The 26,645-nt window shown below is 71.2% G+C and carries 23 protein-coding genes; 13 read left to right on the top strand and 10 right to left on the bottom strand.

The window, feature by feature from the left end:
* Positions 1-61 precede the first annotated feature (61 nt).
* A complete protein-coding gene (locus ACM26Y_RS21770) occupies positions 62-463 on the bottom strand; it encodes a DUF5313 family protein (RefSeq protein WP_416061931.1) in 402 nt (133 codons plus the stop codon).
* 147 nt (positions 464-610) lie between these two features.
* On the opposite strand from ACM26Y_RS21770, the gene ACM26Y_RS21765 reads away from it, so the two are divergent.
* From ACM26Y_RS21765 to ACM26Y_RS21755, 3 genes are all read left to right on the top strand, one after another.
* Positions 611-1,837, top strand: coding sequence for an acyl-CoA dehydrogenase family protein (locus tag ACM26Y_RS21765; RefSeq protein WP_416061930.1), 1,227 nt, complete (start codon positions 611-613; stop codon positions 1,835-1,837).
* Between the two features lie 92 nt (positions 1,838-1,929).
* Positions 1,930-2,814 carry an alpha/beta hydrolase fold domain-containing protein gene (locus ACM26Y_RS21760; protein WP_416061929.1) on the top strand — a complete coding sequence of 295 codons (885 nt, stop codon included), beginning with the start codon at positions 1,930-1,932 and terminating at the stop codon, positions 2,812-2,814.
* A 107-nt stretch (positions 2,815-2,921) separates the two neighbouring features.
* Complete coding sequence (locus ACM26Y_RS21755) at positions 2,922-3,575, top strand: TetR/AcrR family transcriptional regulator (RefSeq protein ID WP_416061928.1); 654 nt, start codon at positions 2,922-2,924, stop codon at positions 3,573-3,575.
* Between the two features lie 6 nt (positions 3,576-3,581).
* Here the strand turns inward: ACM26Y_RS21755 and ACM26Y_RS21750 are convergent, their stop codons facing one another.
* A complete protein-coding gene (locus ACM26Y_RS21750; RefSeq protein WP_416061927.1) occupies positions 3,582-4,652 on the bottom strand; it encodes a class I SAM-dependent methyltransferase in 1,071 nt (356 codons plus the stop codon).
* Positions 4,653-4,855: 203 nt separating this feature from the next.
* Here ACM26Y_RS21750 and ACM26Y_RS21745 point away from each other — a divergent pair, with 203 nt between their 5' ends.
* Entirely contained in the window at positions 4,856-5,254 is a 399-nt protein-coding gene (locus ACM26Y_RS21745; RefSeq protein ID WP_054373583.1) for a VOC family protein, read from the top strand.
* Here ACM26Y_RS21745 and ACM26Y_RS21740 read toward each other — a convergent pair.
* Together ACM26Y_RS21740 and ACM26Y_RS21735 are read right to left on the bottom strand one after the other, a co-directional pair.
* Entirely contained in the window at positions 5,251-6,072 is an 822-nt protein-coding gene (locus ACM26Y_RS21740) for an alpha/beta fold hydrolase (protein ID WP_416061926.1), read from the bottom strand. The two genes, ACM26Y_RS21745 and ACM26Y_RS21740, sit on opposite strands and share 4 nt — an antisense overlap.
* Entirely contained in the window at positions 6,069-7,604 is a 1,536-nt protein-coding gene (locus ACM26Y_RS21735; protein ID WP_416061925.1) for an ABC-F family ATP-binding cassette domain-containing protein, read from the bottom strand. The genes ACM26Y_RS21740 and ACM26Y_RS21735 overlap by 4 nt, the downstream gene beginning before the upstream one ends.
* A 232-nt stretch (positions 7,605-7,836) precedes the next feature.
* Here ACM26Y_RS21735 and ACM26Y_RS21730 point away from each other — a divergent pair, with 232 nt between their 5' ends.
* From ACM26Y_RS21730 to ACM26Y_RS21720, 3 genes are all read left to right on the top strand, one after another.
* Positions 7,837-9,627, top strand: coding sequence for a penicillin-binding transpeptidase domain-containing protein (locus ACM26Y_RS21730; RefSeq protein WP_416061924.1), 1,791 nt, complete (start codon positions 7,837-7,839; stop codon positions 9,625-9,627).
* Positions 9,628-9,710: 83 nt separating this feature from the next.
* Positions 9,711-11,387: an NTF2-like N-terminal transpeptidase domain-containing protein gene (locus ACM26Y_RS21725; RefSeq protein WP_416061923.1), complete on the top strand. Its 1,677-nt coding sequence runs from the start codon at positions 9,711-9,713 to the stop codon at positions 11,385-11,387.
* Positions 11,388-11,441: 54 nt separating this feature from the next.
* Positions 11,442-12,179: a sulfite exporter TauE/SafE family protein gene (locus ACM26Y_RS21720; RefSeq protein WP_054373588.1), complete on the top strand. Its 738-nt coding sequence runs from the start codon at positions 11,442-11,444 to the stop codon at positions 12,177-12,179.
* A 28-nt stretch (positions 12,180-12,207) separates the two neighbouring features.
* On the opposite strand, the gene ACM26Y_RS21715 is transcribed toward ACM26Y_RS21720, so the two are convergent.
* The 5 genes from ACM26Y_RS21715 to ACM26Y_RS21695 all read right to left on the bottom strand — a co-directional run bounded on the left by ACM26Y_RS21715 (position 12,208) and on the right by ACM26Y_RS21695 (position 17,562).
* Positions 12,208-13,674 carry a peptide MFS transporter gene (locus ACM26Y_RS21715; RefSeq protein ID WP_289378658.1) on the bottom strand — a complete coding sequence of 489 codons (1,467 nt, stop codon included), beginning with the start codon at positions 13,672-13,674 and terminating at the stop codon, positions 12,208-12,210.
* Positions 13,675-13,767: 93 nt separating this feature from the next.
* Positions 13,768-14,145, bottom strand: a complete 378-nt coding sequence (locus ACM26Y_RS21710; RefSeq protein WP_289378659.1) for a DUF3054 domain-containing protein — start codon at positions 14,143-14,145, stop codon at positions 13,768-13,770.
* Positions 14,146-14,219: 74 nt separating this feature from the next.
* On the bottom strand, positions 14,220-14,777 hold the full coding sequence (locus tag ACM26Y_RS21705; protein ID WP_416061922.1) for a YceI family protein: 558 nt from the start codon (positions 14,775-14,777) through the stop codon (positions 14,220-14,222).
* Positions 14,778-14,888: 111 nt separating this feature from the next.
* Complete coding sequence (locus tag ACM26Y_RS21700) at positions 14,889-16,022, bottom strand: lysylphosphatidylglycerol synthase transmembrane domain-containing protein (RefSeq protein WP_416061921.1); 1,134 nt, start codon at positions 16,020-16,022, stop codon at positions 14,889-14,891.
* A 70-nt stretch (positions 16,023-16,092) separates the two neighbouring features.
* On the bottom strand, positions 16,093-17,562 hold the full coding sequence (locus ACM26Y_RS21695; RefSeq protein ID WP_416063729.1) for an adenylate/guanylate cyclase domain-containing protein: 1,470 nt from the start codon (positions 17,560-17,562) through the stop codon (positions 16,093-16,095).
* 168 nt (positions 17,563-17,730) lie between these two features.
* Here ACM26Y_RS21695 and macS point away from each other — a divergent pair, with 168 nt between their 5' ends.
* The 5 genes from macS to ACM26Y_RS21670 all read left to right on the top strand — a co-directional run bounded on the left by macS (position 17,731) and on the right by ACM26Y_RS21670 (position 24,914).
* The gene (macS, locus tag ACM26Y_RS21690; RefSeq protein ID WP_416061920.1) at positions 17,731-18,930 is read left to right on the top strand and encodes a MacS family sensor histidine kinase; all 1,200 of its coding nucleotides are present in this window, start codon (positions 17,731-17,733) and stop codon (positions 18,928-18,930) included.
* Between the two features lie 31 nt (positions 18,931-18,961).
* Positions 18,962-19,615 carry a response regulator gene (locus ACM26Y_RS21685; protein WP_414706282.1) on the top strand — a complete coding sequence of 218 codons (654 nt, stop codon included), beginning with the start codon at positions 18,962-18,964 and terminating at the stop codon, positions 19,613-19,615.
* A gap of 130 nt (positions 19,616-19,745) precedes the next feature.
* The gene (locus ACM26Y_RS21680; RefSeq protein ID WP_416061919.1) at positions 19,746-22,619 is read left to right on the top strand and encodes a BTAD domain-containing putative transcriptional regulator; all 2,874 of its coding nucleotides are present in this window, start codon (positions 19,746-19,748) and stop codon (positions 22,617-22,619) included.
* Between the two features lie 53 nt (positions 22,620-22,672).
* Positions 22,673-24,082, top strand: a complete 1,410-nt coding sequence (locus ACM26Y_RS21675; RefSeq protein ID WP_416061918.1) for an FAD-binding oxidoreductase — start codon at positions 22,673-22,675, stop codon at positions 24,080-24,082.
* Between the two features lie 97 nt (positions 24,083-24,179).
* Complete coding sequence (locus tag ACM26Y_RS21670; RefSeq protein WP_416061917.1) at positions 24,180-24,914, top strand: DUF1707 SHOCT-like domain-containing protein; 735 nt, start codon at positions 24,180-24,182, stop codon at positions 24,912-24,914.
* On the opposite strand, the gene ACM26Y_RS21665 is transcribed toward ACM26Y_RS21670, so the two are convergent.
* Entirely contained in the window at positions 24,911-25,645 is a 735-nt protein-coding gene (locus ACM26Y_RS21665) for a helix-turn-helix transcriptional regulator (protein ID WP_416061916.1), read from the bottom strand. The genes ACM26Y_RS21670 and ACM26Y_RS21665 overlap by 4 nt on opposite strands.
* Positions 25,646-25,736: 91 nt before the next feature.
* On the opposite strand from ACM26Y_RS21665, the gene ACM26Y_RS21660 reads away from it, so the two are divergent.
* A complete protein-coding gene (locus ACM26Y_RS21660; protein ID WP_416061915.1) occupies positions 25,737-26,606 on the top strand; it encodes an NAD(P)H-binding protein in 870 nt (289 codons plus the stop codon).
* Positions 26,607-26,645 lie beyond the last annotated feature (39 nt).

Genomic DNA, 26,645 nt, shown 5'->3' with positions numbered 1-26,645 from the left:
CGCACGAAGGGCGACCGCTCGGCGCGCGGTCGCCCGCATCTGCGATGGTGTCCGCGTTCGCCTACCCCCGGCGCGCGTACGGATCGGGGCGCATCGTGGAGTGCATCCGCTCGTAGGCGGCTTTCTCTGCCTCGCGCCGCTCGGCCCGGCGCGGGTTCTCGAGCTCGCCCGGCAACCCGTGGCGCTCGAGCCGGCGACGACGGTTCTGTGCCATGTAGGCGGCGGAGAAGAACAGGGCGAGGGCGACGCCGAGCCCCATCGTCGACAGGCGGAGCCAGACCGGGCCGGGCAGCAGCAGGAATGCGGCGTACAGCGGCAGGAACGGGACCTGGCTGCGGATCATGTGCCGGGCGACGGCGTGGTCGCCGACCAGGTCGTTGCGCACCCATTCGCGCATCGAGGCCGGGAGGGGGCGGCCGAAGGCGTAGGCGAGCCATTGGAACGGTCCGGGGCGGGTGCTCATTCTCTGGGGCCTTTCGTGCAGGGTCGACACACCCGTAGTCTAGCCATTTAAATAGTGCATTAACTAATCGCAGGCTAAATATATTCGGGTCACGACCCCGTGTCTCGTCCTGTGTACGAATCCGAGAACGTGTTCTATATTTCGTGCATGTACGAGTGGTCCGACACCGATCTCATGTTCCGTGACGCGCTGCGCGGATTCATCGACAAGGAGATCCGCCCGCACGTGGATCGGCTCGAGAGCGGGGATCTGCCGCCCTACGACATCATCCGCAAACTGTTCGCCGCCTTCGGTATCGACGAGCTGGCCCGCGACGGCCTGAACAAGGCCCTCGCCCGCGAGGAGGCCGGCGAGGCGCCGTCGGCCAAGTCGGGCGGCGGCATGGGCTCGGGCGGCATGGCGGCCCTGCTCAACAGCGAGATCGCCGGCGTCAGCCTCGGGCTGGTCGCCTCGATGGGGGTCAGCCTCGGCCTCACCGCCGGGACCATCCGCAGCCGCGGCACCCTCGCCCAGAAGAAGCGGTGGCTGCCCGAACTCGTGACGTTCGAGAAGGTCGGCGCCTGGGCGATCACCGAACCCGACTCCGGGTCGGATGCCTTCGGCGGGATGAAGTCCACCGTCCGGCGCGACGGTGAGGACTACATCCTCAACGGACAGAAGACGTTCATCACCAACGGTCCCTACGCCGACGTCCTCATCGTGTACGCCAAACTCGACGAGGGTGACCCGAGCGTCGACCGGCGTGACCGCAAGGTGCTGGCCTTCGTGCTCGAGAAGGGCATGGAGGGACTCACCCAGAGTCCGCCGTTCAAGAAGATGGGCATGAACTCCTCGCCCACCGGCGAGCTGTTCTTCGACAACGTGCGCATCACGCGCGACCGGCTGCTCGGCGAGACCGAGGAGGGTGGCCGCAGCGACGGCAAGGAGAGCGCGCGCGAGTCGTTCGCCGCCGAACGGATCGGTATCGCCTACCTGGCCCTCGGCATCATCGAAGAGTGCCTGCGCCTGTGCAAGGACTATGCCCGCAGCCGCACCCTGTGGGGCCGCGAAATCGCGCAGTTCCAGCTGATCCAGCTCAAACTCGCCGAGATGGAGATCGCCCGCATCAACGTCCGCAACATGGTGTTCAGCGCCATCGAGCGTGCCGAGGCCGGCAAACCCGTCGCTCTCGCCGAGGCGTCGGCGATGAAGTTGTACTCCTCCCGGGCGGCCACCGAGGTCGCAATGGAGGCGGTGCAGCTCTTCGGCGGTAACGGCTACATGACCGAGTACCGGGTCGAGCAGCTCGCGCGGGACGCGAAGTCGCTGATGATCTACGCGGGCAGCAACGAGATCCAGGTGACGCACATTGCCAAGGGGCTGCTCTCCGGGTGACGGGGAGTCCGGGTCGTCCCTCACGGTCCGGAAGTCCCGGTACCCGGGACAAGTATCTGCACTCGGGATGCAGGTTCTATTATCGTGTCGCCATGCCCGAGCTCATTCCGGACTCGACCGAGGTCGATCCCGAACCGGCCGCCGCGACGACACTCCTTTCGGATCCCGACGGAGACCGTCCGGACCTGGACTCCGTCGTCGCGGCCGCCGGGCCTGGTGGCACCGTCGAGGAATGGCTCGTCCCCGGCGCGCCCGGCGACCCCGAGGTGCCCGTGCGGATCCACACGGCGGATACGGGTCCGAGCGGCAACCCCGCGGCACGGCCCGTCGTGCTCGAGATCCCGGGCGGCGGATCAGCCCTCGGCGGTGCCACGCACCGCGAGGCCTTCGCCTTCGCCGTCGCCCGTGCGACCGGCGCGATCGTCGTCTCCGTCGGCTACCGGCTCGCGGCCGAGGATCCCACTGCTGCGGCAGACGACTGCTACGCGGTCCTCGAATGGGTCGCCTCCGGCACGGCCTGCCCGGACATGGACCCGGACCGCATCGTCGTCCTCGGCGATGCCGCAGGTGGCGCGCTCGCCGCGACCGTCGCGTTGCGGGCACGGGAGGAGGGCGGCCCGTGCATCGCGTTGCAGGCACTGCTCGACCCCGGCCTCGACCCCGGCCTCGACGCCGCCGGAAGCCGGCCGCACCCCTTCGGCGGCCGGGAAGCCACCGGGCAATCCGTGCCCGCCCGCCGGATCGATTTGACCGGGATGCCCTCGACCTACCTCACCGTCGGCGAACGCGCTCCCTTCCGGGGCGAGGCGACCGACTACGCCCGACGGCTCCGGCAAGCCGGCGTTCCTGTCGAATTGCACTGCCGCCCCGGCATATCCGACGAGTCCGTCCTCGTCCGGGACGCCGGCGCCACCCGCGCGCTGTGCGACGCGATCGTCCGGGCGACCGCCCGCACTCCCGTGCTCGATCACGACTGAACCGTCTCCCGCGCGGCGCCGCGCTCCCAGGTGACACAGGCCCTGGCACAATTGGGTTCGCCGCACCGGTTGGGAGGAACCGGTCGGCGACACGGGAGGAGAGACACGTGACCGTCACCGACGGACGCGTCGCGCGGGCCGAACGGACCCGCCACGCAGTGATAGAGGCACACATCGCCCTGATCGAGGCCGGGGAGCTGAAACCGACCGGGGCGCAGATCGCCGCCCGGGCCGGGGTCTCGCTCCGGGCGTTGTGGGCGAACTTCAACGATCTGGAAACGCTGTTCGAGGAGACCGGGGCAGAGCTGCTGCGGCGGCAGGACTCCGCCTTCGTCCCGGTCCCTGTCGGACTGCCCCTCGGGGAGCGGATCGACGCGTTCTGCCGGCAGCGCGCGGAGCTGCTCGAGCTGGTGGCGCCGTTCGCGCGCTCGTCGGCGATCAGGGCGTCGCAGTCCGAACGGATCCGGCGGAACAGGTTGCGGCACATCGCCCGGGTGGTCGAAGAGGTCGACGAGCTGTTCGCGGCGGAGCTGGCCGCCCTCGACCCGTCGCATCGCGCCCGGCTGGTGCGGTCCGTGGCGGTGGCGAGCACCTGGGGGTCCTGGGTGGCGCTGCGCGACGTGCTGGGCCTGCCCGTCGCCGAAGCCACCGAGCTGATGAAGCACACCGTCACCGCGCTGCTGTCTGAGGCCGGCCGGCCGGCACTGTCTGAGGCCGGCCGGCCGGAGCTGTCGGAGGCACGCCAACCGGCGTCGTGCTGAGACCGGTCAGGGGGTCAACCGGTAGAACCGCCAGAACCCGAAGTCCTCGATCGGCAGCACCGACACATCCGAGAAGCCCGCGTCGAGCGCATACCGGCGCAGGGTGTCCGCGCGCATCACCGTGCCGGTTCCCGCGCTCGGCGGATGGCTCATGCCGTCCGGCAGGCAGCACACGATGCTGAACCCGTACATCAGCCGCTCTACCTCGTCGCCGGGCGCGGTGAACCGGTCGGCGACGGCCTCGTCCATCACGATCATGACGCCGTCGTCCGCGAGCGCACCCCGCACCGAGGAGAGCACCTCGACGGGACGCGGCATGTCGTGGACGCACTCGAAGGCGAACGCGGCGGTGAAACGTTCGTCGGGCAGGCCGGCCGCGTCGGCCTCGACGACGGTGATCCGGTCGGCGACGTCGGGGCACGCGGCGACGTTCGTCCGGGCCAGGGCGACGGTCGCCGGATCGATGTCGACGGCGAACAACCGGGCCTGCGGGTACGCGCGGGCCAGGGCGATCGTGGACCATGCTCCGCCACAGCCGATGTCGGCGATCGCGGCCCCCGGCCGGCGCAGCAGGGCGTCCAGGTTCGGTACGGACGCCAGAGCACCCGGCAGCACCTTCTCGTACCACGGCCGGTTCATGTCCGCCTGGCTCTCGCGCGCATCGGTGCCGAGCTGCGCCCAGCTCACGCCGCCGCCGGTGCGGTACGCGTCGAGCAGGGCCGGGAGCTGCACGGACACTCCGGCGAACAGGCGGGCCAGCGGCCCGAGATAGTTGAGACTCTGCTCGTCGGTGAGGACCTCGGCCACTGCTGGGGGAAGCGTGAAGCGCGGCGGAACGTCGTCGTCGACCTCGAGCAGACCGGTCACCGCCTGCTGTTCGAGCCATTCGCGGGCGTAACGCGGGTCGGTTCCGGTGCGCGTCGCGAGCTCGTCGGCCGTGGCGGGACCGTCGTTGACGAGACTGCGGTACCAGCCGAGCCGGTCGCCGATGTAGATCGCAATCACATCGACGGCGCCGAGCGCCGAGTCGAGGACGCGCTGAGCGGCGGTGTCGACGGAGGAGACGGTGTGCGTCACGGTGGGACCTTCCGGAGGGGACAGGGGTGACTCCGAGAGTCCTCCGGTTCGGGGCGGCGGACAACACCCCCTTGGGGGCCGAATGTGACATCCCTTCGATCACATCGAACCGATGTGACATTCGGCCGCACCCACGCAGCGGGGCGCGGGAACCGGATGCGTCCACCGGACGTTCGCAGTCGTGCAACCGGAAGGAGTTCACAGTGCAGATCACTGCCAGTGCCTTGTCCCTCAACGTTCCCGACGTGGCCGCGTCGGCCGACTTCGCAACCCGCCATCTCGGGTTCACCGAAGCGATGGCCGCGGACGGGTTCGTCTCCCTCACCCGCGAGGATGCCGGCTTCAACCTCGTCTTCCTGCGCACCGGCCTCGGCAGCTTCAAGCCCGCGAGCGTCGCCGGCGACGCGGGGCAGGGGATGCTCGTCGCCTTCGTCGTCGACGCGATCGACGACGAGTACGAACGCCTGCGGGCCGAAGGGGTACCGATCGTCACCCCGATCGAGACCGAGCCGTGGGGCGAGCGGTACTTCCAGATGCGCGACCCGAACGGCATCGTCTACCAGCTCGTGCAGTGGGTGGGCGAGCCGTCCTCGGTGAGCTAGCCGGACGATTCGCCGGCGTGCGCCGCGAGGAACGGTTCGATCACGGACAGTACCTCCGGCGCCGCCGCGATCGTCGTCGCGTGGTCGTACCCCCGGATGACGGCGAGTAGGGCACCGGGGATCGTCCGCGACAACTCCCGGGTGTCGTCGATCCGTTCGCCGTCCTCCGAACCGACGAACGCCAGCGTCGGCACGTCCAGCGCGGCGAGGGCAGCGTCGTCGATCCCGGGTTCGCGATCCGACCGCCGCATGTACGCGGCGAGGGCGGCGGCGTCGTTCGCCCGGAACGCGGCCTGTGTCGCCGCATCGACGGGTGAACCGAGGTGTTCCGCCCACGCCTCGAGGAACCCCTCGACCCCGTAGTGGCCGAGCACGTCGGCGCACCCCGGGAAGAACAGCCGATCGAACGTCCCGGTCTGCGCACGTGCGCTGCCCCCGCCCACGGTGAGCGTCCGTAGCCGGCCGGTGTCACGTACCGCCAGCGACAGGCCGACCCGGGCTCCGAACGAGTATCCGAGATAGTGCACGCGGTCGGTGCCGGCGGCGTCCAGCACCGCCAGCACGTCGTCGACGATCCGGTCCATCGCGTAGGCGTCCGGGACATCGGGCTTGTCGCTGCGGCCGTGTCCGCGCAGGTCGGGCAGGATGAGCCGGTACCGCTCCCGCAGGGGACGCACGTACCCGAATCCCCGCCAGATGGCGGACGACAGGGCGCTGCCGTGCGCGAGCAGCAGCGACGGGCTGCCGGCGCCGGCGTCGGAGTCGATCACCGAGAAGGCGATGCGGGTTCCGTCGACAGGGTTGATCGCATGGCTCACCGCTCCAGTCTGACCGACCGGGTCACGCCGATGTCGGACAGGAACCGCTCGTCGTGGCTGACCACGACGAGGGCACCCCGGTACGCGCGCAGCGCCTGCACCAGGTGCGTGAGGCCGGGCAGGTCCAGATTGTTGGTCGGCTCGTCGAGGAGCAGCAGCCGCGGCGCCGGATCCGCCGCGAGCAACGTCGCCAGCGCCGCCCTCAGACGCTCGCCGCCCGAGAGGACGGCCGCCGGCACGTCCGCGTCGGCGCCGCGGAACAGGAACCGGGCGAGCAGTGCCCGGACCTGCTGCGACGACATGTGCGGGGCACCCAGCGCGACGTTGTCCGCCACCGACAGCGACTCGTCGAAGATGTCCAGCCGCTGCGGCAGCACCGCGAACGGCACCCGGGGGCCGGCTGCGACGACCGCGCGCAACAGCGTCGTCTTGCCCGAACCGTTGGCGCCGCGCAGCGCGATCCGCTCGGGACCGACGATCTCGAGGGGCCCCTCGGCGACGCGCGCCCCGGGGTGCACCTCCGTCTCCGGCAGGTCCACCCGGATCTCCCGGTCGTCGCGCACGCTGTCCTGGGCCCGCTCGAGGGTCTCGCGCGCGCCGGCGAGCTTGCCCTCGTGTTCGCGCCGCAGCCGACCCGCCGACTCCTGAGCCTGCCGTTTGCGGGCCCCCATCACGATCTTCGGCTCCCGCTTGTTCTCGAACATCTTGCGGCCGTAGCGCTCTCGCCGGGCGAGCTTGATGTGCGAGTCGCTCAGTTCGCGTGCCTGCCGGCGCACGTCCGCCCGGGCGTCGCGTACCGCGGCCAGCGCGGCTTCCTGTTCGGCCGTGACGATGCGTTCGTACTCGCGGTAGTTGCCGCCGAACAGCCGCAGCCGCCCGTCGCGCACCTCGGCGACGGTGTCGACCCGCTCGAGCAGGTCACGGTCGTGGGTCGCGACGACGAGGGTCCCGGGGAACTCCCGCAGCACGTCGTACAGCCGCGCGCGGGCCGCCGGATCCAGGTTGTTCGTCGGCTCGTCGAGCAGCAGGACGTCCGGCTCGTCGAGCAGCCGGGCCGTGAGTGCCAGCAGGACGGTCTCGCCGCCGGAGAGGGTGCCGACGGTGCGATCGAAGTCGCTGGGGGATCCGACGATTCGGTCGAGGCCGAGGTGGTGCAGGGTGGCCAGGGCGCGCTCCTCGACGTCCCAGCGTTCGCCGACGGTGTCGAAGTCGTGGGCGGCGGTCGAGCCGGACTCGATGCGCCGCAGCGCCGCACGCACGCCGTCGATGCCGAGGACGGCGTCGACGGTGCGGTGCGGGTCGAGCACGATGTCCTGCGGCAGCAGCGAGACCCGGCCACGCATCGTGACGGAGCCGCGGGTCGGCGACAGTTCGCCCGACATGATGTGCAGCAGAGTCGATTTGCCGGACCCGTTGCGTCCGACGAGTCCGGTGCGCCCGGCCGGGAGGGTCGTGTCGAGACCGTCGAACACGACGGTGCCGTCCGGCCAGGTGAAGGTGAGGTCCGACAGCGTCGGGGAAGGGTGTGACATGGCTGCTCCCGGCAGTAGGTGACGACATACCGCGCGCAGGGTGCGGCGCGGCGGGCGAAACCTCTACAGGAGCAACGGCCTTCTCCGATCGACGGGAACGTGACGAGAATCCACGGTAGAGCGGTGATCGCGGAGCGGCAACCGGTTTTCCGTCACCGCGGCCTGCGTCACAACGTGCCGCCTGTACGGCACGCGCTCCGGTCGTGCACGACGGCACCGTCCGGATTCGGGCATGATCGTGGTCGTGCCCATCCTTCGACGCCGACCGGTTCCGCTCCTGACGACCGTCGTCGCCGCGCTCGCGGCCGCCGGGTGCTCCTTCGGTCCCGACCAGCCCGAGACCGTCGTGGGCGAGTTCGCGGCGGCGCTCGAGGCCGGTGACGTGCAGGCCGCGGCGGAACTCACCACCGACCCCGCGGCGGCAGCCACGACGATCGGCGACGTGTTCGACGGTCTCGGCGTCGACGGTTCCGGCACGGTCCGCCCCGACGTGAACCTCGCCGGCACGGCTGATGCGGGCACGTTCGACCTCGACGTCGCGTGGACCTTCGGCGAAGGGCAGGACTGGGCGTACCGCACGTCCGGCAGTGCGGTCGACCTCGACCCGCAGGGCTGGCGCATCGAGTGGGACCCGGCGCTGCTCGCCCCGGACCTGACCGCCGACGCCACCCTGAGCTACACGACGACGACGGGTCCGGCACCGTCGGTGCTCGACCGCCGCGGGCAGCCGATCCTCGAACAACAGGTGGTGACGCTGGTGAACCTCGACGCCACCGCCGACCCGGCGGCCGTCGCGCCGCTGCTCGCCACGGCGGCGCCCACCGTCACCGCGCCATCGCTCGCCGCCGACGTCGCCGCCGCCGCGGGCAAGCCCGTGACGGCGGTGACCCTCCGGGAGGCGGACCTCGCGCCGATCGAAGCTCAGCTCGCCGCGCTGCCCGGAGTGAGCCTCGTCCGGCAGACCCGGTTGCTGACGGTCGACCGCGCCCTGGCCTCGCCGGTGCTGTCCGGGCTGGGAGAGCTGTGGCAGGAGGGCCAGGACGCGTCCGCCGGATGGGCCGTGCGGCTCGTGTCCGGGGACGGCACCACGCGCCGCGTCGCCGGAGCCGACGGTCCGCCGGCACCGGACCTGCAGACCACGTTCGACCTGGACCTGCAGACGCGCGCCGAGGCGGTCCTGGCGCCACTGCAGCAACCGGCGGTGATCGTCGCGATCGAACCGTCCACCGGGGCGGTGCGGGCGGTGGCGCAGAACGCCGCCGCAGACGCCGAGGGGCCGCTCGCCCTGACCGGGCTGTATCCGCCCGGCTCGACGTTCAAGACCGTCACCACCTCGGCCGCGCTGCAGGCCGGGGCCGCAACCCCCGACACGGTGGTGCCGTGCCCCGGGACGGCGAACATCGAGGGCCGCGTCATCCCCAACGACGACAGTTTCGACCTCGGCTCCGTGCCGTTGCACACGGCCTTCGCCTTCTCGTGCAACACCACGATGGGCCGGCTCGCCGTCGGCCTGCCGGCGACCGCGCTCACCGATGCGGCCGCGCAGTTCGGGCTCGGGGTCGACTACGTCACGCCCGGGCTGGTCACGGTCACCGGCAGCGTGCCCGAGGCGCAGACGCCGGCGGAGCGCGTCGAGTCCGCGATCGGCCAGGGTCGGGTGACGGCGTCTCCGTTCGGGATGGCACTCGTGGCGGCGTCCATCGCGCACGGGTCGACTCCGTTGCCGATGCTGGTGGAGGGCCGGCCGGCGGTGGCCGATCGTGCGCCCGTCGCCGCGCCGGAGGAGGTCACTGCCGCGTTACGGACGATGATGCGGGAGACTGTCACGGGTGGAACCGCGAGTGTGCTGCGGGACATCCCCGAACTCGTCGGTAAGACGGGGACGGCGGAGTACGGTGATGGCACCGGTGCCCACGGGTGGTTCGTCGGCTCGCAGGAAGACCTCGCGTTCGCGGTTTTCGTTGCGGGAGCGGGCAGTTCGGCACCGGCAGTGGACGTGGCGGGACGCCTGCTGAGGGGGTGAGGCGCGGTTCGAGGCGCAATCGTGATCGCATCGTAGGCAGGGCGTGCTTGTTACTGAAGTGACAGAAGTGAAGGTTGGTCGTTATGGGTTTTCGGGACTGGCGCACGATGCGCGGCCGCGTGACAGCCCTGGTCGCCGTCGTGGTTCTCGCAGCGGGCATGGCCTCGTGCGTGTTCGACGACCCCCGGAGCGACGCGCAGCGACTCGTCGACGACTTCGTCGCGGAACTGAACGAACAAGATGCCGCCGGCGCGGCCGCCCTCACCTCGTACCCGAACGCCGCCGAGGCGTCGATCCGCCAGATGTTCGAGGGCATGAAGGACGGCGACGTCGAGTTCGACGTCGCCCAGTTCGTCGAACTCAACGAGCAGACGGGCTTCTTCTCCCTGGGGGCCGACTGGAATTTCGGGCCCGGCAAGGACTGGGGATACCAGGTGGACGGCGTGGCGAAGAACCTCGCCGTCGGCTGGCGGATCTCCTGGGACCCGCAGGTGCTGGTGCCCGAGCTGAACCGGACCCGCACCGTGCACCACGTGCGCACCGACGCCGCCCCGCCGAAGATCTTCGACCGCACCGGTCGGTTGCTCATGGCCGAGCAGACCATCAATGCCGTCGTCGTCGACCCCACCCTCACGTCCGACCCGGTCGACACCACGACCCGGCTGGCGAAGGTGCTCGAACCGGTCGCCCCGGTCATCACCGCCGACCTGCTGCAGCGCAACCTCGCGGCCGACCCGGGCGCGCGCATCACCGCGGTGAAGCTGCGCGACCAGGACTACCAGTTCCTCGAGGACGAGATCGTGCCCATCCCGGGCGTCGTGGTGGTCAAGACACCGACCCTGATCAGCGCGGACCGGCGGATCTCCACTCCTCTGCTCGACCCGCTGCGCGCGGCCTGGCAGCTCGAACGCGACGCCACCGCCGGCTGGGCAGTCACTCTCGAAGAACCCGGCGCCGACCCCGTGCAGCTCGCCGGCTTCCAGGGCCCGCCGCCGCCGGACCTGCAGGCGACCCTCGATTCGCACGTCCAGCTCGCCGCCAAGGAAGCCGTGGTCAGCGTGGGTACCCCCGCGGCGATCGTGGCGATCCAGCCGTCCACCGGCGGTGTCCTGGCCCTGGACGTGAACAACTGGGCGATGGAACTCGGACCGGTCGCCTCGCGCGGGCTGTACCCGGCCGGACAAACGCTGGATCCGGTGCGCCTGGCCGCAGGTCTCGACCGCGGCGTCGACCCGGTCTCGGTGAGTACCGACGATCTGGCTGCCACCGCCCGCCGGCTCGGGCTCGGACTCGACTACGACGTTCCGGGGTTCGAGTTCGAGACCGCGCAGATCGGGGACAACCGGTCGGGCGTGGTGCAGTTCTCCGGGTCGGACGGCGGCAACGAGGCACTGCTCAGCCCGTTCGGTGCCGCGCTGCTCGCCGCGTCCGTCGCGCGGGGTGAAGCGCCGCTGCCGGCGATCGTGCAGGGCAGGTCGGCGAAGGTCGACGAGGCCGTCGAACCGCTGCCACCGCAGGTGACCGACGCGCTGCGCGCCGCGATGGCCGAGAACGTGCGCAGCGGCCCCGCATCGCTGTTGAAGGGCCATCCGGGTCTGGCCGGCATCGCAGCCGCGAGCGGCGACGACCGATGGTTCTACGGATACACCGGCGATCTGGCCTTCGCGGTGTTCGTCGCCAACGCCGACGGCGGCGACCGTGCGGTGAAGATGGCCGACATGTTCCTCCGGGAGCTCGCCAAGCCGCCTGCCGACGGCTGACCGCCGCGGACCTCGACGGTTCCCTCGAAGCGGACCCGGGTACGTTTGTCGCTCGTGACCCCTGTCGACCTGCTGCTGCTCGCGGTCGCGGGGTTCTTCGCCGGGCTCGTCGGGTTCGTCACCGGCCTCGCGTCCATCGTGTCGTACCCGGCACTGCTCGCCGTGGGGCTGCCACCCGTCGCCGCCAACGTCACCAACACCGTCGCGATGGTGGGGGTCGGCGTGGGGGCGCTGGCCAACTCGACCCGCGAGGTCGTCGACACCGGACCACGGCTGTGGCGGTGGACTGCGTACTCGGCGCTCGGCGGCCTCGTCGGCGCCGTCGTGCTGCTGTGGGCGCCGGCCGGATCGTTCGAGGCGGTGGTGCCCTACATGGTGGCGTTCGCGGCTCTCGCGCTGCTGCTCCAGCCGCGGATCCGTGCCCTGGCCGGCGGCCGGGATCTGCCGGGACCGTACTCGGCGTTGCTGTTCGTCGTCGCCGTGTACGGGGGCTACTTCGGGGCCGGGGCGGGCGTCGTCTTCCTCGCCGTGACCCTGATCTGCACCTCCGAGCACATCTGGCGTGCCACCATCCTCAAGAGCTTCCTGCTCGGGGTGGCCAACCTCGTCGCGGCGATCGGGTTCGCCGCATTCGGCCCGGTGCACTGGGGCGCGGCCGCGGCGATGGCGCTGGGGGCCGTCGCGGGCGGGTGGTGCGGACCGCCCGTGGTCCGGCGGATCCCGCCCGACGTGCTGCGGGTGTCGGTCGCACTCGCCGGCTTCGGGCTGGCGGTGTGGCTGGCCGTCCGATGAGTCCGCCGCGCCCGTGCACACCGCCGGGTCAGTGGACCCCCTGCATCTTCCGCCGGATCCAGGGCGAGAGCAGCGCCAGCACGACGCCGATCGCGATCGAGCCGAAACCGACCCACGCGAAGTACGGCTTCTCGTTCGCCTCGTCGTAGTACTTCGCGAGCGTGCCGGCCATCGCCGTGCCGAGCGCCACGGACAGGAAGAACAGCGCCACCATCTGGGTGTGGAAGTTGCGCGGGGCGAGCTTCGTCGCGAGGGACAACCCGACAGGGGAGAGCAGCAGCTCGGCGAACGTGAACAGCAGCAGGATGCCGGCGAGACCGAGCACGGGAGCGCTGTTGGGGCCGCCGCCGGACATCGGGATGAAGCACAGGAACGCGACGCCCATGAGCATCGTGCCCATCGCGAACTTCGCCGGCGACGACGGCTGCCGGGGCCCGAGCCGGGTCCACAGCGCGGCGAACACACCGGCGAACACGATGATGAACACGGGGTTGATCGACTGCACCCATGCCGGCGGGAAGTCCCAGCCGAACAGGTTGCGGTCGAGGCGTTTGTCCGCGTAGACCGCGACGGTGGTGAACTGCTGCTGGAACAGCGACCAGAAGGCCGCGCTGGCCAGGAACATCGGGATGAAGCTGACCACCCGGCTGCGTTCGACCGGGGTGATCTGGCGGCTGGACAGGATCACGACGAAGTACACGACGGACGCCGCGACGATCGTGCCGACCACGACATCGGACAGGTTGTCGACGGTGACCAGTCCGGTCGCGAACAACACCGCGATCAGGGCGAGCACGACGAGGGCGATGCCGGCGGCGCGGACCCGCTGGGTGGCGGGCAGCGGGTGCGGGGGCGTGGCGCCGATCCCGCGCAGGTGCTTGCGGCCGAGGGTGTACTGGAGCAGTCCGAGCGCCATCCCGATCGCGGCCAGCCCGAAACCGTAGTGGAAGCCCAGCTCGGTCTGGGCCCAGCCGGTGAGCAGCGGGCCGATCAGCGCTCCGATGTTGATACCCATGTAGAAGATGGAGAACCCGGCGTCGCGACGGGTGTCCTGCTCGTCGTACAGATCGCCGACGAGCGACGTCGCATTCGCTTTGAGGCCGCCGCTGCCGACCGCGACCAACACCAGGCCGACGGCCACGCCGGCCAGTCCGGGTAGCAGCGCCAGGGAGATGTGGCCGAGCATGATGAGGATCGCGCTGTAGAACAGTGTGCGCTCGGAACCGAGCAGCCGGTCCGCGATCCAGGCGCCGAGGATCGTCGACAGGTAGACCGTGCCGCCGTACGCGCCGACGATCGACGTGGCAGCCAGCTCGCTGATCCCCAGTCCGCCGTCGGCGGCGGAGTAGTACAGGTAGTAGATCAGGATGCCCTGCATGCCGTAGAAGGAGAATCGCTCCCACATCTCGACACCGAACAGGTTGGCCAGGGCGAACGGCTGGCCGAAGAAGGTTCGTTCCCGGGTCCGTTCGGGAGGCGGCGCGGTCTCGCTCATGGTTGTCACTCTCGCACAGCGCCGGCCTTCCGGATGCCGTCCGCCCCGCACTCCGCCCGATATGCGCAGTACGGCCAGGGCAGGGCGGAACGGTCAGGCGGCGTCGACGCGCCGGCGCAGCCAGAGGCCGGCCAGCAGGCGCCAGCCGAGCAGGAACACCGCGAGCACGATCGATGCGACGACGATGAACGACCCGGCGGTGCCCTGGCCGGTGACGACGCGCAGCAGCATCCCGACGACCACGGTGCACAGCCAGGCGAGCACGCCGGTCGGGACGACCAGCCACGGGTCGAACTTCTCCTTGTAGAGAGCCGCCGTCGCGATCCATCCCGCGGTCAGGCCGGCCAGGAACGGCCATGCCGTGTTGGCGAGTCCCGCCAGGCCGCCCCCCTCGTCGTGGCTCGCGCGTCCGAGCGCGGCGAACACGATGACCAGGACGACGTCGATCAGGGCCGGTGCGTACTTCTTCACGACGTCCAGCGTAGGTCGACGACGACAGCGAGCGCCCTCCGGGACGGGAGAGCGCTCGCTGTGCGGAGCGGGGATCAGGCCTGCAGACCGGCCTCGATCTCGAGGTTGATGGTGATCTTGTCGCCGACGACGGCGCCGCCGCCCTCGAGCGGCATGTCGATGGAGATGCCGAAGTCCTTGCGGTTGAGGACGGTGGTGGCCTCGAAGCCGGCGACCGGGCCCTGGCCCATGCCGGGATTCACGCCGTTGAACTCGAGCTTCAGTTCGACGGGCTTGGTGACGCCGTGCAGGGTGAACTCGCCGTCGACTACGTAGTCGCTTCCGGCGGTGCGCACGCCGGTGGACCGGAAGGTCGCGGTGGGGAACTGCTCGGCGTCGAAGAAGTCGGCGGAGCGGATGTGGGCGTCGCGGTCGGCGTTCCTGGTGTCGATGGACGCGACCTGGATCTCGGCGGCGACGGCGGCGGTGCCGTCCTCGGCGACGGTCACGGCGCCCGAGAAGTCGTCGAAGGTGCCGCGCACCTTGCTGACGACGAGGTGCCGGACGGTGAAGCCCACCGTGGAGTGGACCGAGTCGATGACCCAGGTGCCGGCGGTGAGTCCGGGGAAGGTGGCGGTCGTGGCGGTGGTCATGGGGCTCCTCCTGGTCGAGTTTTAGTTGAAGTTTCAACCTTCGATGCAGTCAACGATCGCATCGAATGATTGATTCCGCAACTACTTGAGGTGTGAGGTGGATCTCACTCGTCACTCCGGCGCGGGGGTGCCCTCGCTCGCGGCCCGGCCACGACGTCGTTCGAGCACCGAACGGGCGTGTTCCTCGCGTTCGAGATCGGCGTCGATGCTCTCCTCGTGCCGGCCCGACCGGAACTTGAAAGCCACCACCGTCCACCCCACCAGCGCGACCAGGATGAAGCTGACCCCTCGGTACACGAACACCGCTGCGAGGGCCTGCGAGGCGCTCATCCCGGCCGCGGTGAGCGTGGCGATCAACGTGCCGTCGACGAAACCCAGCCCGCCGGGCGCCAGCGGAATGCTCCCCACCGCTTTGGCGGCAGCGAAGGCGATCAGCAGTCCCGGCAGCGACGGCTCCCCACCCACCGCCCAGCACGCGAACCCCAGACACGCGACGTCGAAGGTCCGGTGCACGGCCGACCAGCCGATCGTGGCGAGCCCGTCGCGCCGACCCAAATGAACCGCCTCGATCTGCCCGAGAATCTGCTCGAACTTCTCCATCCCGGTGTCGGCCGGCTTGCGCAGCAGGCGGTTGACGCGCGCGAGAACCCACGCCCCGGCCGATTCGACGGACGACGGATTGCGGGACACGTACCGGACCCCGACGACCAGCGCGATCACCCCGGCGACCGACAGGACCAGCGTCACCGGGCTCACCCGCGTGCCGACCGCGAACGCGCCGCCCACGCCGACCGCCGCGAGCGTCACCGCCGCGATCACTCCTGAGACCGCCAGCTGCCACGACGCCACCACCGGCGTCGCACCCCAGCGCCGGGTCTGCTGGTAGGTGAACGCGGTGGAGAACACCGGACCGGCCGGCAACGTCACCGCCATCGCGGTGCTCGCATAGATCACCGACGCCGAGCGCACGTGCCCGACGACGACCTCCCCGGCACGCAGGAGCCGGCGCTGCACCTCCGCGAAGCCGCTCAGCGACAGGGCCTGCGCGAGGATGCAGGCGGCCAGCCAGCCCCAGTGCAGTTCGGTCAGGGCGCGCCAGGAGTCGGCCAGCGTCGGCCACAGGTAGATGCCCTCGACCACCAGCAGTGCGACCAGGGCCACGGCGAGCAGCCACTTCACCCGTCCGAAGCGACCCCGGCGCCGCGTGGCGTCGGGTGCTGGCGGATCACGTCGGGGCTGCGCCACAGGATTCAGCGTAGCCAAGTGGCCCGGAGGGCGGATCGTCCTTTTCGGCGCCGGTCGTCCCGGCCGCCCGTCACTCGTGGCCCGATTCCGGGTACCGCACCGGCCAGGCCAGATGCGTCACCCGGCGGCGGCCCCGGAGTTGCACCTCGTCGCCGAGCTCCCAGTGGGCCCGTTCCTCGTCGTCGGCGAAGTACAACGCGCTCGACGAGGCGAGCACCCGGCTCGGCCGCAGCTTCGCCAGTTCGGTCAGGCGCGACGCCTCGTTCACCGGATCGCCGATGACGGTGTACTCGAACCGTTCGGCCGCGCCGATGTTGCCGGCCACCGCCAGCCCGGCCGAGACCCCGATGCCGATGTCGAGGTCGGTGATCTCGTCCAGCGCGAACCGCAGTTCCCGGGCCGCCGCGAGCGCGGCGGTGGGTGCGTCGGGCCGGTCCAGCGGAGCGCCGAAGATCGCCAGCGCCGCGTCGCCCATGAACTTGTTGACGAAGCCGTGGTGCCGGTCCACGACGTCCACCACCACCCGGAAGAACTCGTTGAGCAACTCGACGACCTCGCCCGGCGGACGTTCGGCCGCCGTCGCCGTCGATCCGACCATGTCCACGAACAGCACCGCGACGTAGCGGGTCTCCCCGCCGAGCTCGGTGCCGTACTGCAGGGCGCGGCGGGCCACGTCCTCGCCGACATGCTGACCGAACAGCTGGCGCAGCCGCCGCCGCTCGTCGGACTCGGCCATCATCCGGTTGAAGCCGACCTGCAGGCGTCCGATCTCGCTGCCGTCGAACACCTCGACCTGCACGTCCGTCGCGCCGCGCTGGACTCGCTCGATGGCCCAGCGCAGCTGCTTGACCGGATCGGAGATCTGGGCCGCGGTGAGCGACGACAGCACCCCCGCCAGACCGATCGCCATCACCGACAGCGCCAGCACCGCCCAGGCCATCGCGTCCGCCGGGAACGCGACGTCGGTGGTCAGCTGCGTGACGCACAGCAGTGCGATGCCGCCGGTCGGCATCAGCGTGCCGAGCCCCCACGTCATGGCGAGGCGCGTACCGACACCCGGCGCGAGGGTCCGGTCGAACTCCCCCTCGCTCAGGGCCCGCGCTGCCACCGGCCGCAGGATCCGCTCGCCCAGCATGTACGTGAACCCGAACGTGCTCGTGGCGGCCATCGCGACGGTGATCGCCACCGCGACCGCCAGCTCCGGCATCTCCTCCGCGGTGAGGAACACGAACAGCGCACCGCCGAGGATCCACAGGATCAGGTGCACGATCGCCTGCCGCAGCGGCGCGTGCAGCGCGGACATCTGCTCGGACCGGGTCGGGGGGCCGCCGCGCAGCTGCCACCGCACCACCGCCCGCAGCATCAGGGCGGCCGCCGTCAGGCTCACGATCCCGGCGAACACCAGATACACCGCGAACACCGCGAAGTTGCGGACCCGGTCCGCGATGATGTTCTCGTTCTCGGACAGCGGGATGCCGTACCGGACGAACGCGAACACCAGCAGCGCGCCGAACAGGTTCGACGCGCCCATCGAGGCCATGTAGAGCGGCCAGCGACTACGCAACGTCGCCGCGACGGCTCGATAGGACCCCAACACGACATCAAATCAAACCACTGTGCCCACCGTCACAGTGCACCATGGTCGTGATCCGGGCGTTTCGGGCGGTTACCCTCGGCGCGACGACCGACCGGGAAGGGGACCGTCCGCATGGTCCGGCGCAGAGCCGACGACAGGCCGCCGCGTCGCGTCGCCGTGCCCGCCCGGGACCGGATCGGCGCCGACCCCGACGCGCCGCTGTGGCGGGCCGCGCAGGTGTTCCGGCTCGTCACCGTCGTCTACGCCGTCAGCTCCCAGTTCTCCACCGTCGCCCACTACACCTCCCCGCAGCTCAGCTGGTTCTTCGTCGCGCTGCTGGCGGTGTGGTCCGGGGTGTCGGCGGTGCTGCTGTCGCAGGGGGTCGGCCGGCGCGCCGTGGTGGTCGGGATCGACCAGGTCGTCGCGGTCGCGCTCATGGGCGCGACGCGGCTCGTCGCCGACCACGACTGGTACAGCGCCCACCAGACGCTGCCCACCACCCTCTGGGTCGCCAACGCGGTGCTCTCGGCCGCGATCCTCGGCGGTCCCGTCGCCGGCGTGGCGTCCGCACTGGTGATGGCGTCGGTCAGCGCGATCGTCCGCGACCAGATCAACCTCGACCTGTGGCGGGACGCGACTGCCCCCGTCCTCGTCGCGGTCGGCGTCGCGATGGGATTCGCCACCACCACCGCCCGGCGCGCCCACCGGCAGCTCGAACAGGCCGTGCGAGTGGCGGCCGCCACCGAGGAACGCGACCGGCTCGCCCGCGAGGTGCACGACGGGGTGCTGCAGGTGCTGGCCCTGGTGCGGCGCCGCGGCACCGCTCTCGGCGGGGAGGCCGCCGAACTCGCCCGGCTCGCCGGGGAACAGGAGGCCGCCCTCCGGATGCTCGTCTCGGAACAGAACACCCGCCTCGACCGCGGCGACGAACTGGTGGACCTGCGGGCGTTGCTGCGCGCCCAGGCCGGTGCCGGCGTCACCGTCTCCGCGCCCGCCGATCCGGTCCTGCTCGACCGCGTCCGCGCCACGGAACTGGCGGCCGTCGCCACCACGGCGCTGACCAACACCACGCTGCATGCGGGTGCCGGCGCGAAAGCCTACGTGCTGGTCGAGGACCTCGGCGACGAGGTGATCCTCAGTGTCCGCGACGACGGGAAGGGCATCGCGGAGGGGCGGCTCGCCGAGGCCCGCGCCGAGGGCCGGATGGGTGTGTCGAAGTCGATCGTCGGCCGCGCGCAGTGGCTCGGTGGCGTCGCGGTGCTCGACAGCGCGCCCGGCGAGGGCACCGAATGGGAGATCCGCGTTCCGAAGAGGGGAGCACGAGGTGGGTGAGGACAGCGCGACGAGCGGCCCGATCACGGTGATGGTCGTCGACGACCATCCGATGTGGCGCGACGGCGTCTCGCGGGACCTCGAGGCGGCCGGCTTCCGGGTCGTCGCCACCGCCGACGGCGTCGGTGCGGCCGCGCGCCGGGCCGCGGCGGTGCAGCCGACCGTCGTACTGATGGACATGTCGCTGCCCGACGGCACCGGCACCGAGGCCACCGTCGCCGTGCTCGGGGCCTCCCCGGCCAGTCGCGTGCTCGTGCTGTCCGCGTCCTCCGAGCGTGACGACGTCCTCGGGGCCGTGAAGGCCGGTGCCTCCGGGTATCTGGTCAAGAGCGCGTCGGCCGCCGAGCTGGCCGAGGCCGTGCGGGCGACCGCTGCCGGGCAGGCGGTGTTCACGCCCGGACTGGCCGGTCTGGTCCTCGGCGAGTACCGGCGCATGTCCTCCGGCGAGTACCGCCGCATGTCCTCGGACTCCGGCCGGCGAGCCGCCGCCCCGCCCACCCTCACCGAACGCGAGACCGAGGTGCTGCGGCTCGTCGCGAAGGGACTGTCGGCTAAGCAGATCGCCGCCCGGCTCACCCTCAGCCACCGCACGGTGGAGAACCACGTCCAGGCCACGCTGCGCAAGCTGCAGCTGGCCAACCGCGTCGAGCTCACCCGGTACGCGATCGAACAAGGACTGGACTAGCTCATCGGGCTCACCGGGCGCCACCGATCCTCTAGAATTCGACCGCTTCCGCAGTCCGGTTGCGGCGGTGACGTGCTCGATCGAAAGGCTGGGCGATCGAAAGGCTGGGCGATCGAAAGGTGGAGCGCCGATGACCATCGCTGGCGTGGCGCTCGGCGTACTGGGAGGCTTCGCCGTCAGCGTCGACGGACGACCCGTCGACCTCGGTGGCAGCCGGCAGCGCGCCCTGCTCGCCGCGCTCGTCGTCGCGTTCCCGGGCGACGTGTCGGGCGAGCGGCTGCTCGAGCAGGTCTGGCACGACGTCGACGACCCGAAGACGAGCTCACTGCACTTCGCCGTCTCCAAGCTGCGCGACCGGCTCAGCCCGCAGCGACCACGTGGGGACGAGGGGGTGATCGTCCGGGAGGGCTCGCGGTACCGGCTCGCCGTCGCCGCCGAGCAGATCGATGCCGTCCGGTTCACCGACCTCGTCGCACGGGGCGACCGGCTGCGCGAGCAAGGTGCCGCTCAGGCCGCGGCCGAGGCGTACGCGACCGCCCTGTCGTGCTGGCGAGGGTCGCCCTACGCCGACGTCGCCGACGCCGAGTTCGTCCGCTCCGAGGTCGCCCGGCTGACGGCCGTCGAGTTGCGCACCCGCAAGGCCCTGCTGCAGATCCGGCTGGACCTGGGCGGCGCCGATGACGTCGTCGAGACCGCCGAGCGGCTCGTCGCCGCGCATCCGCTCGACGAACGGGCCTGGGAACTCCTCGTCGTCGCCCTCTACCGGGCGGGCCTGCAAGCGGACGCGCTGGCGGCGCTGCGCCGCGTGCGCACCGTGCTCGACGGTGAACTCGGCATCGAACCGGGGACCGGACTGCGCGAACTCGAAACGGCGGTGCTGCGGCAGGACGACGCCCGGCTGCTCGGCACGGTGATCCCGCCGTCGGCCGCGGCCCCGCGGAACGCGAACTCCACTCTGCCGTCCCCACGCACCGCCCTCGTCGCCCGCAACCGTGAACTCGTGGAGGTCGCCGCGGCGCTGGCCCGGGAACCGTTGGTCACGCTCGTCGGCCCCGGCGGGGTCGGGAAGACACGTCTGGCGGTGGAGGTGTGCCGCCAGGGCGGTGAGCGTCCCGCCGACGGACCGTGGTTCGTGGACCTGGGGGCGGTGCGCACCGATGCGCTGGTCGCCGCGACCGTCGCGGCAGCCCTGCAGATCCTCGGCCCCGGGACCGTGGACCACCTGGCGACGGTCCTCGCGCCCCGCGAGTTCGTCCTCGTGCTGGACAACTGTGAGCACCTGCTCGACGGGGTCGTGGAGCTGGTGACGGCGCTGCTCGAGCGCTGCCCGGGTGTGCGGATCCTGGCGACGAGCCGGGAGCCGCTCGGCATCGACGGCGAGTGGGTCTACGAGGTGCCGCCGCTGGACGAGGATGCGGCCGTCGAGCTGTTCGGCGTCCGGGCCGCCGGGGTGGTGCCGGGCTGGACGATCCACGACGAGGTGACCGAACCCGTGCGCCGCATCTGCACCGAGCTCGACGGGATCCCGCTGGGCATCGAACTGGCGGCGGCCCAGCTGCGGGTGCTGTCCGAGCAGCAGATCGCCGAGGGGCTGAGCGACCGGTTCGCCCTGCTGCAGGGCGGCTCCCGCACCGCTCCGCCCCGGCAACGCGGACTCGCCGACGCCATCGAATGGAGCTACCGGCTCCTCGACGACGAGCAGGCGCGGCTGCTGCGCGAGGTGGCGGTGTTCGCGGGCAGCTTCGATCTCGAGGGCGCTGCCGCCGTGCACGGCAGCGCGCCGCCGCTGAGCGTCCTGCCGCCGCTGACCGCACTCGTGCGACGGTCGCTGTTGCGGGTGGAACCGGCGTCGTCGCCGCGGCGGTACTCGATGCTGCAGACGATCCGGGAGTTCGCCCTGGAACGTGTGGACGCGTCCGAACGGGACCGGATCGCCGTCGTGCACCGCCGGTTCGTGCTGCAACGAGCCCTCGCGGCGACGCCCCACCTGCGCGGTTCCCGGGCACGGCAGACGTTCGACGCCCTGACTGCGGACATCGCCGAGCACCGCGCCGCGGCGGCGTCCGCCGCAGCTGCCGGCGATGCCGTCTACCTGCTCGAGCTCGCCGGAGCGCTCTACTGGTTCTGGTACCGGCGCGGGCACATCCGGGAGGGCCTCGGAGTGATCTCGGCGGGGCTCGGGGCGGTGGAGCGCTCCGCCACCGTCGTCCCGGATGCGACGCTGTCGTCGGCGCTGACCGGTCTGGGTGGACTCACCTACCTGGCGGGCGACGCAGCCGCCGCGGCGGCTGCGCTGCTTCGGTCCGCCGAGACCGCGGCGCGCACCGGCGATGCCGTCACCGAGGCATGGATGCGCTCCTGGTGGGCCTACTGTTCCGCGATCACGGGACCGTCCGAGGAGTCCCTGCACGCAGCGCACGAGAGTGCCGACGTCCTGCGCCGGGAAGGTGCCGTGTGGCAGCGCGCCGACGCGCTGCTCATCGAGGGGATGATCCTGCGCTTCCTCGGCCGTCCCGAGCGGGCCCGGCAGGTGTTGCGGGAGGCCGTGGAGACGGGCGAGCGCTGCGGCCACGGCTGGGCAGTCGGCTCGGCGTCGTGGACCCTCATGCGCACAGCGATGGACGTCGGGGACACGGATGCGGCGCTCGACGCGGTCCGGGTGATGCAGCCGGTGCTCGAAGCCGAGGGCGACGTGACGTCGTGGCTGGTACTCGTCCACAGTGCCGCGGCCCTGGTGGCGCGGCTCGGCACACCCGACGTCGGCGCGATGCTGCTCGGCGCGGTCCGTGCCCTCGGTGGCCGCATCGGCTTCCTGCCCGAGGTGATGGATCCCGTCGACGGCCCGCGCGAGGTAGCGGTCGTCCGCGATGCGCTCGGCGACGCCGAGTTCGAACGGTATGTCGGTCTCGGCGCCGGCCTGGACCGCGCGGAGGTGAGCGCACTGCTCGACCGGCTGTGCCGAACGGGACACGTCGGTGCCCAGCCGGAGCTAAGCGGCAGCTAAGCGCCGTTCGCTGTCCTGGAGGGGACCCCGAGTCGTCCCCTCCGAGGAGCATCATGTCCCACCAGTCGTTCCAGACCCTGGCCGCCACGCCCGTCGCCGACCGCCTCCGCGCCGCCGTCGCCGGCGCGGTACACGCCCCCGGAGACGAGGGCTACCGCCTGTCCGCCACCGGCTTCAACGTCGCCACCGTGCACCGCAGCGCCGCGGTGGTGGTCGCCTCGAGCGCCGCCGACGTCGCCACCACCGTCCGGATCGCCGCCGAGTGCGGACTGACCGTCGCGGTGCAGGCCACCGGCCACGGCGCCGCCCCCGCCCCGGAGAACAGCATCCTGGTCGACACCGCCCTCCTCGACGGGGTGAGTATCAACCGCGCCGAACGCACCGCCACCGTCGAGGCCGGGGTCCGCTGGCGGCAGGTGCTCGATGCCGCCGCCCCGCACGGGCTGGCACCGCTGGCCGGGTCGTCGCCCGACGTCGGTGTGGTGGGGTACACCCTCGGCGGTGGTCTCGGACCGATCGCTCGCACCCACGGCTTCGCCGCCGACCGGGTGCTGCGGATGGAGGTCGTCACCGCCGACGGACAGCTGCGGCGGGTCACCGCCGACGAGGAACCCGACCTGTTCTGGGCGCTCCTCGGCGGCGGCGCGGCGTTCGGGATCGTCACCCAGATGACCTTCGAGCTGCTTCCCATCCAGACCCTCGACGGCGGCGGCCTCTTCTTCGACATCGCCGACGCACCGGCCGTGCTGCGCCGCTGGCGGGACTGGATCTCCGCCGCGCCGATGTCCGTATCCAGCTCGCTGGCGATCGTCAACTTCCCACCCCTGCCCGTACTGCCCGAGCCGCTGCGCGGCCGCACCGCCGTGCATGTGCGGTTCGCGCACGTCGACGACCACGAGGACGGGACAGCACTGCTCGCACCGATGCGGGCGGCGGCCACCCCGATCCTCGACACCGTCGCCGAGATCGTGTACCCGGCGCTGGGCTCGATCCACGCCGACCCCACCGATCCGATGCCCGCCACGGAACGTTCCCTGTTGTTGCGGGAACTCCCGGACGCCGCCCTCGACGCCCTGCTCGCCGTCGCGGGTCCCGCAGGCGCGCTGCCGATCACGCTCGCCGAGCTCCGCGCGATGGGTGGCGCCCTGAGCGCGCCGCCGGAGACCGCCAACGCGGTCGGGGGCCGCGACGCCGCGTTCAACCTCTTCACGGTCGGAGTGCTGGCGCCGCCCGTCGCCGACGCGGTGCCCGGTGCCCTCGAGTCCGTCGTCGAGGCACTCGCACCGTGGGGCACCGGGGGTGCGTTGACGAACTTCGCCGGTGCAGCGGACGGTGTCCCCGCCGCCCGCGTGGCGAGCGCGTGGACCCCGGCCCAGCGTGCGCGGCTCGCCCGGATCCGCGCGGCTTACGACCCCGCCGGTGTCTTCGCGTCTGCGGCGCGCTGGCCCGCAACGGCGATCTGAACCGACAGTGACGATTCCTCGACTCCATGATCGTCCCGCACTCGCGGCAGCGCTGACCCTGATGACCCCGGGTGCGGCAACGCCTACCCTGTCGATCATGGAGTCGAGGGATCTGCGTGTCTCGGACGCCGAGCGCGAACACGTCGGGACATTGCTGCAACGTGCGGTCGGGCAGGGGATGCTGTCGCTGGGAGAGTTCACCGAACGCATGGATACCGCGCTGGCCGCGAAGACCCGCGGAGAACTGAACGCCGTACTCGTCGACCTGCCCGGCATGCAGGTGCGGCCCGAATACCTGCCGCACCCCACCCAGCCCGGTCCCCTCCCGGCGCCGCCGATGCCCGCCCCGGGGCATCCCGCGCCACCGATGCCCGCCCCGGGGCATCCCGCGCCACCGATGCCCGGGCAGGGGTATCCCGCGTCACCGACACCCGGGCCGGCATACCCCGCACCGTCTCCGCACATGCATGTACCCACCATTCGCGGCCGGATGTCCAACCTCAGCCGCAAGGGCCGGTGGGAGGTGCCACCGGTGCTGCGGCTCGACACTGTGCTGTCTTCGGTGACCCTCGACTTCACCGAGGCCGTCATGCGCACCCAGGTCGTGCGGATCCAGGTGGACGACTACCTCAGCTCCATCACCCTGGTCGTTCCCGCCGAGGCCACGGCCGACATCAACGGTCTCGACACGGTCGCCGCGAGTGCCGAGTCGAAGGTGCGCAACGGGCCCCCGTTCGGTCCGCTGCATCTGATCGTCGACGGGACCGTCCGCCTCGGTTCCGTCAACGTCAAACACCCGCTGGGGACGACCCTGCGCAGATTGCTGGGCTAGCTGTACTGATCGGGGACGTCGATCGAAGCTCGCGGATGCGCCCCGAAGTCGCTCACGAGCCAGTCGTCGATCGAGTCGTAGGGGAACTCGTGGCGGTGATGCGGGCCGGGCAGGGTCCTGGGCGCCTGGACACGGTCGAGGCGGAAAAGCCTCCAGTCGGCGCGGCCGAGGTCGTACCCGATGAGGTACCAGTGCCTCCGGCGCAGGATGTGGCGATAAGGATCGACTGTCCGCTGCGATTCAAGTCCCTGTCGGTCCGTGTAGTCGAAGCAGAGGCGCGCGCCGGTCGCCACGGCGTCGGCGACTGTTCCGACGAGTCGCCAGTCCACCGGAGACGGCGCGTCGGTCAGAATCTGCGTGGCGAGAGCGGTCGCTGCTGCACGCCTGCGCAAGCCGGCCGGAAGCACTTGCTCGATCTTGGCTCGCGCGGCTGCGACGGACGCGTCGTCCGGCGCCCGAGCCTCCAGTACGAGCAGGCCGGTGATGATGGTTGCAACCTCGTCCGGGGTGAGCAACAGCGGGGGAATCTTCATGCTCGGGCGTAGCCGATAGGTGGCACCTGGCCCAGGCCGTGAGGTCACGTCGTAGCCGAGGTCGCGCAGGCGCCCGGCGTCGCGGCGCACCGTGCGTTCGCTGACTTCCAGTCGGCGGGCCAGCTCGGCAGCGGTCCATTCACGGCCGGTCTGGAGCAGGGTCAACAGTTGAAGTGAGCGCGACGAAGCAGACTCCATAAGCCCCAGCATCGTCGAAATGGCGGACAGGAACAGGCCGCATCAGCTCCTACGGTGACAGAACAGACCCGAGAAACGAAACGGAGCCACTGTGCGCATCGCAGTCACCACACCTCTGGGACATGTAGGCCACCACGTGACCACCATGCTCATCCGGGCGGGCGTCAGGCCACTGCTGCTGACCCGACATCCAGGCAGCATCCCGGCCGGGATCGACGAGTGTGCCGACGTAGTCGAGGCCGACTCACGCACACCGAGCGACGTCGTCGCCGCTACCGTCGGCGTCGACGCCATCTACTGGGTGGATCCGCCTGCCGAGTCTGCAGACCCGCTCGCCGACTACGCGCGGGCAACCGAGGCGATCCGGGCGGCGGTGGAGTCCAACGGGATCGGTCGCGTGGTTTTCCAGAGCAGTGTGGGGGCCGAGAAGCGTCGGGGGGCCGGCGAGATCGACGGTCTGGCGGCGACTGAGGTAGCTCTCGATCGACTCGGGGTGGCCGCCACGCATCTGCGGTGTGGTTACTTCTTCACCAACCTGCTCTTCGAAACCGAGTCGATCACAGCCGGCCTGCTGCAGACCGTGCTTCCGGTCGACAGTCCGATGAGCTGGGTGGCTCCACGCGACATCGCCGAGGTCGCCACGACGACGCTGCTCAACGGCGACTGGAGCGGTCGCCGGGTTCAAGCCGTTCACGGCCCCGAGGACCTCACCTGGGCCCAGGTCGCCTCGATCCTGAGCGAGGAAACGGGGCGCAACGTGCGCGTCGAGCAGATCACCGACGAGGACATGACCCAGCAGTACCTCGCAGCAGGCATGCCGCCCGCCATGGCCGATGCCGTGCTCGGGATGTCGGTCGGGTTGCGGGACGGCTTCGTCCCCGAGCAGCAGCGCTCCCTGGTCACGACGACTCCCACGCAGCTGCGCGGCTGGATCCGAGAGGAGCTCGTTCCCGCCCTCTGACCATCTACGCCCGCTGCCACTCCGAGAGGCGATGCACGA

The organism is Rhodococcus indonesiensis (genome assembly GCF_047782815.1).
Classification (GTDB): Bacteria; Actinomycetota; Actinomycetes; order Mycobacteriales; family Mycobacteriaceae; genus Rhodococcus; species Rhodococcus indonesiensis.
The sequence above is the reverse complement of the archived record's forward strand: the minus strand, read 5'-3'. Positions and strand labels throughout refer to the sequence as shown.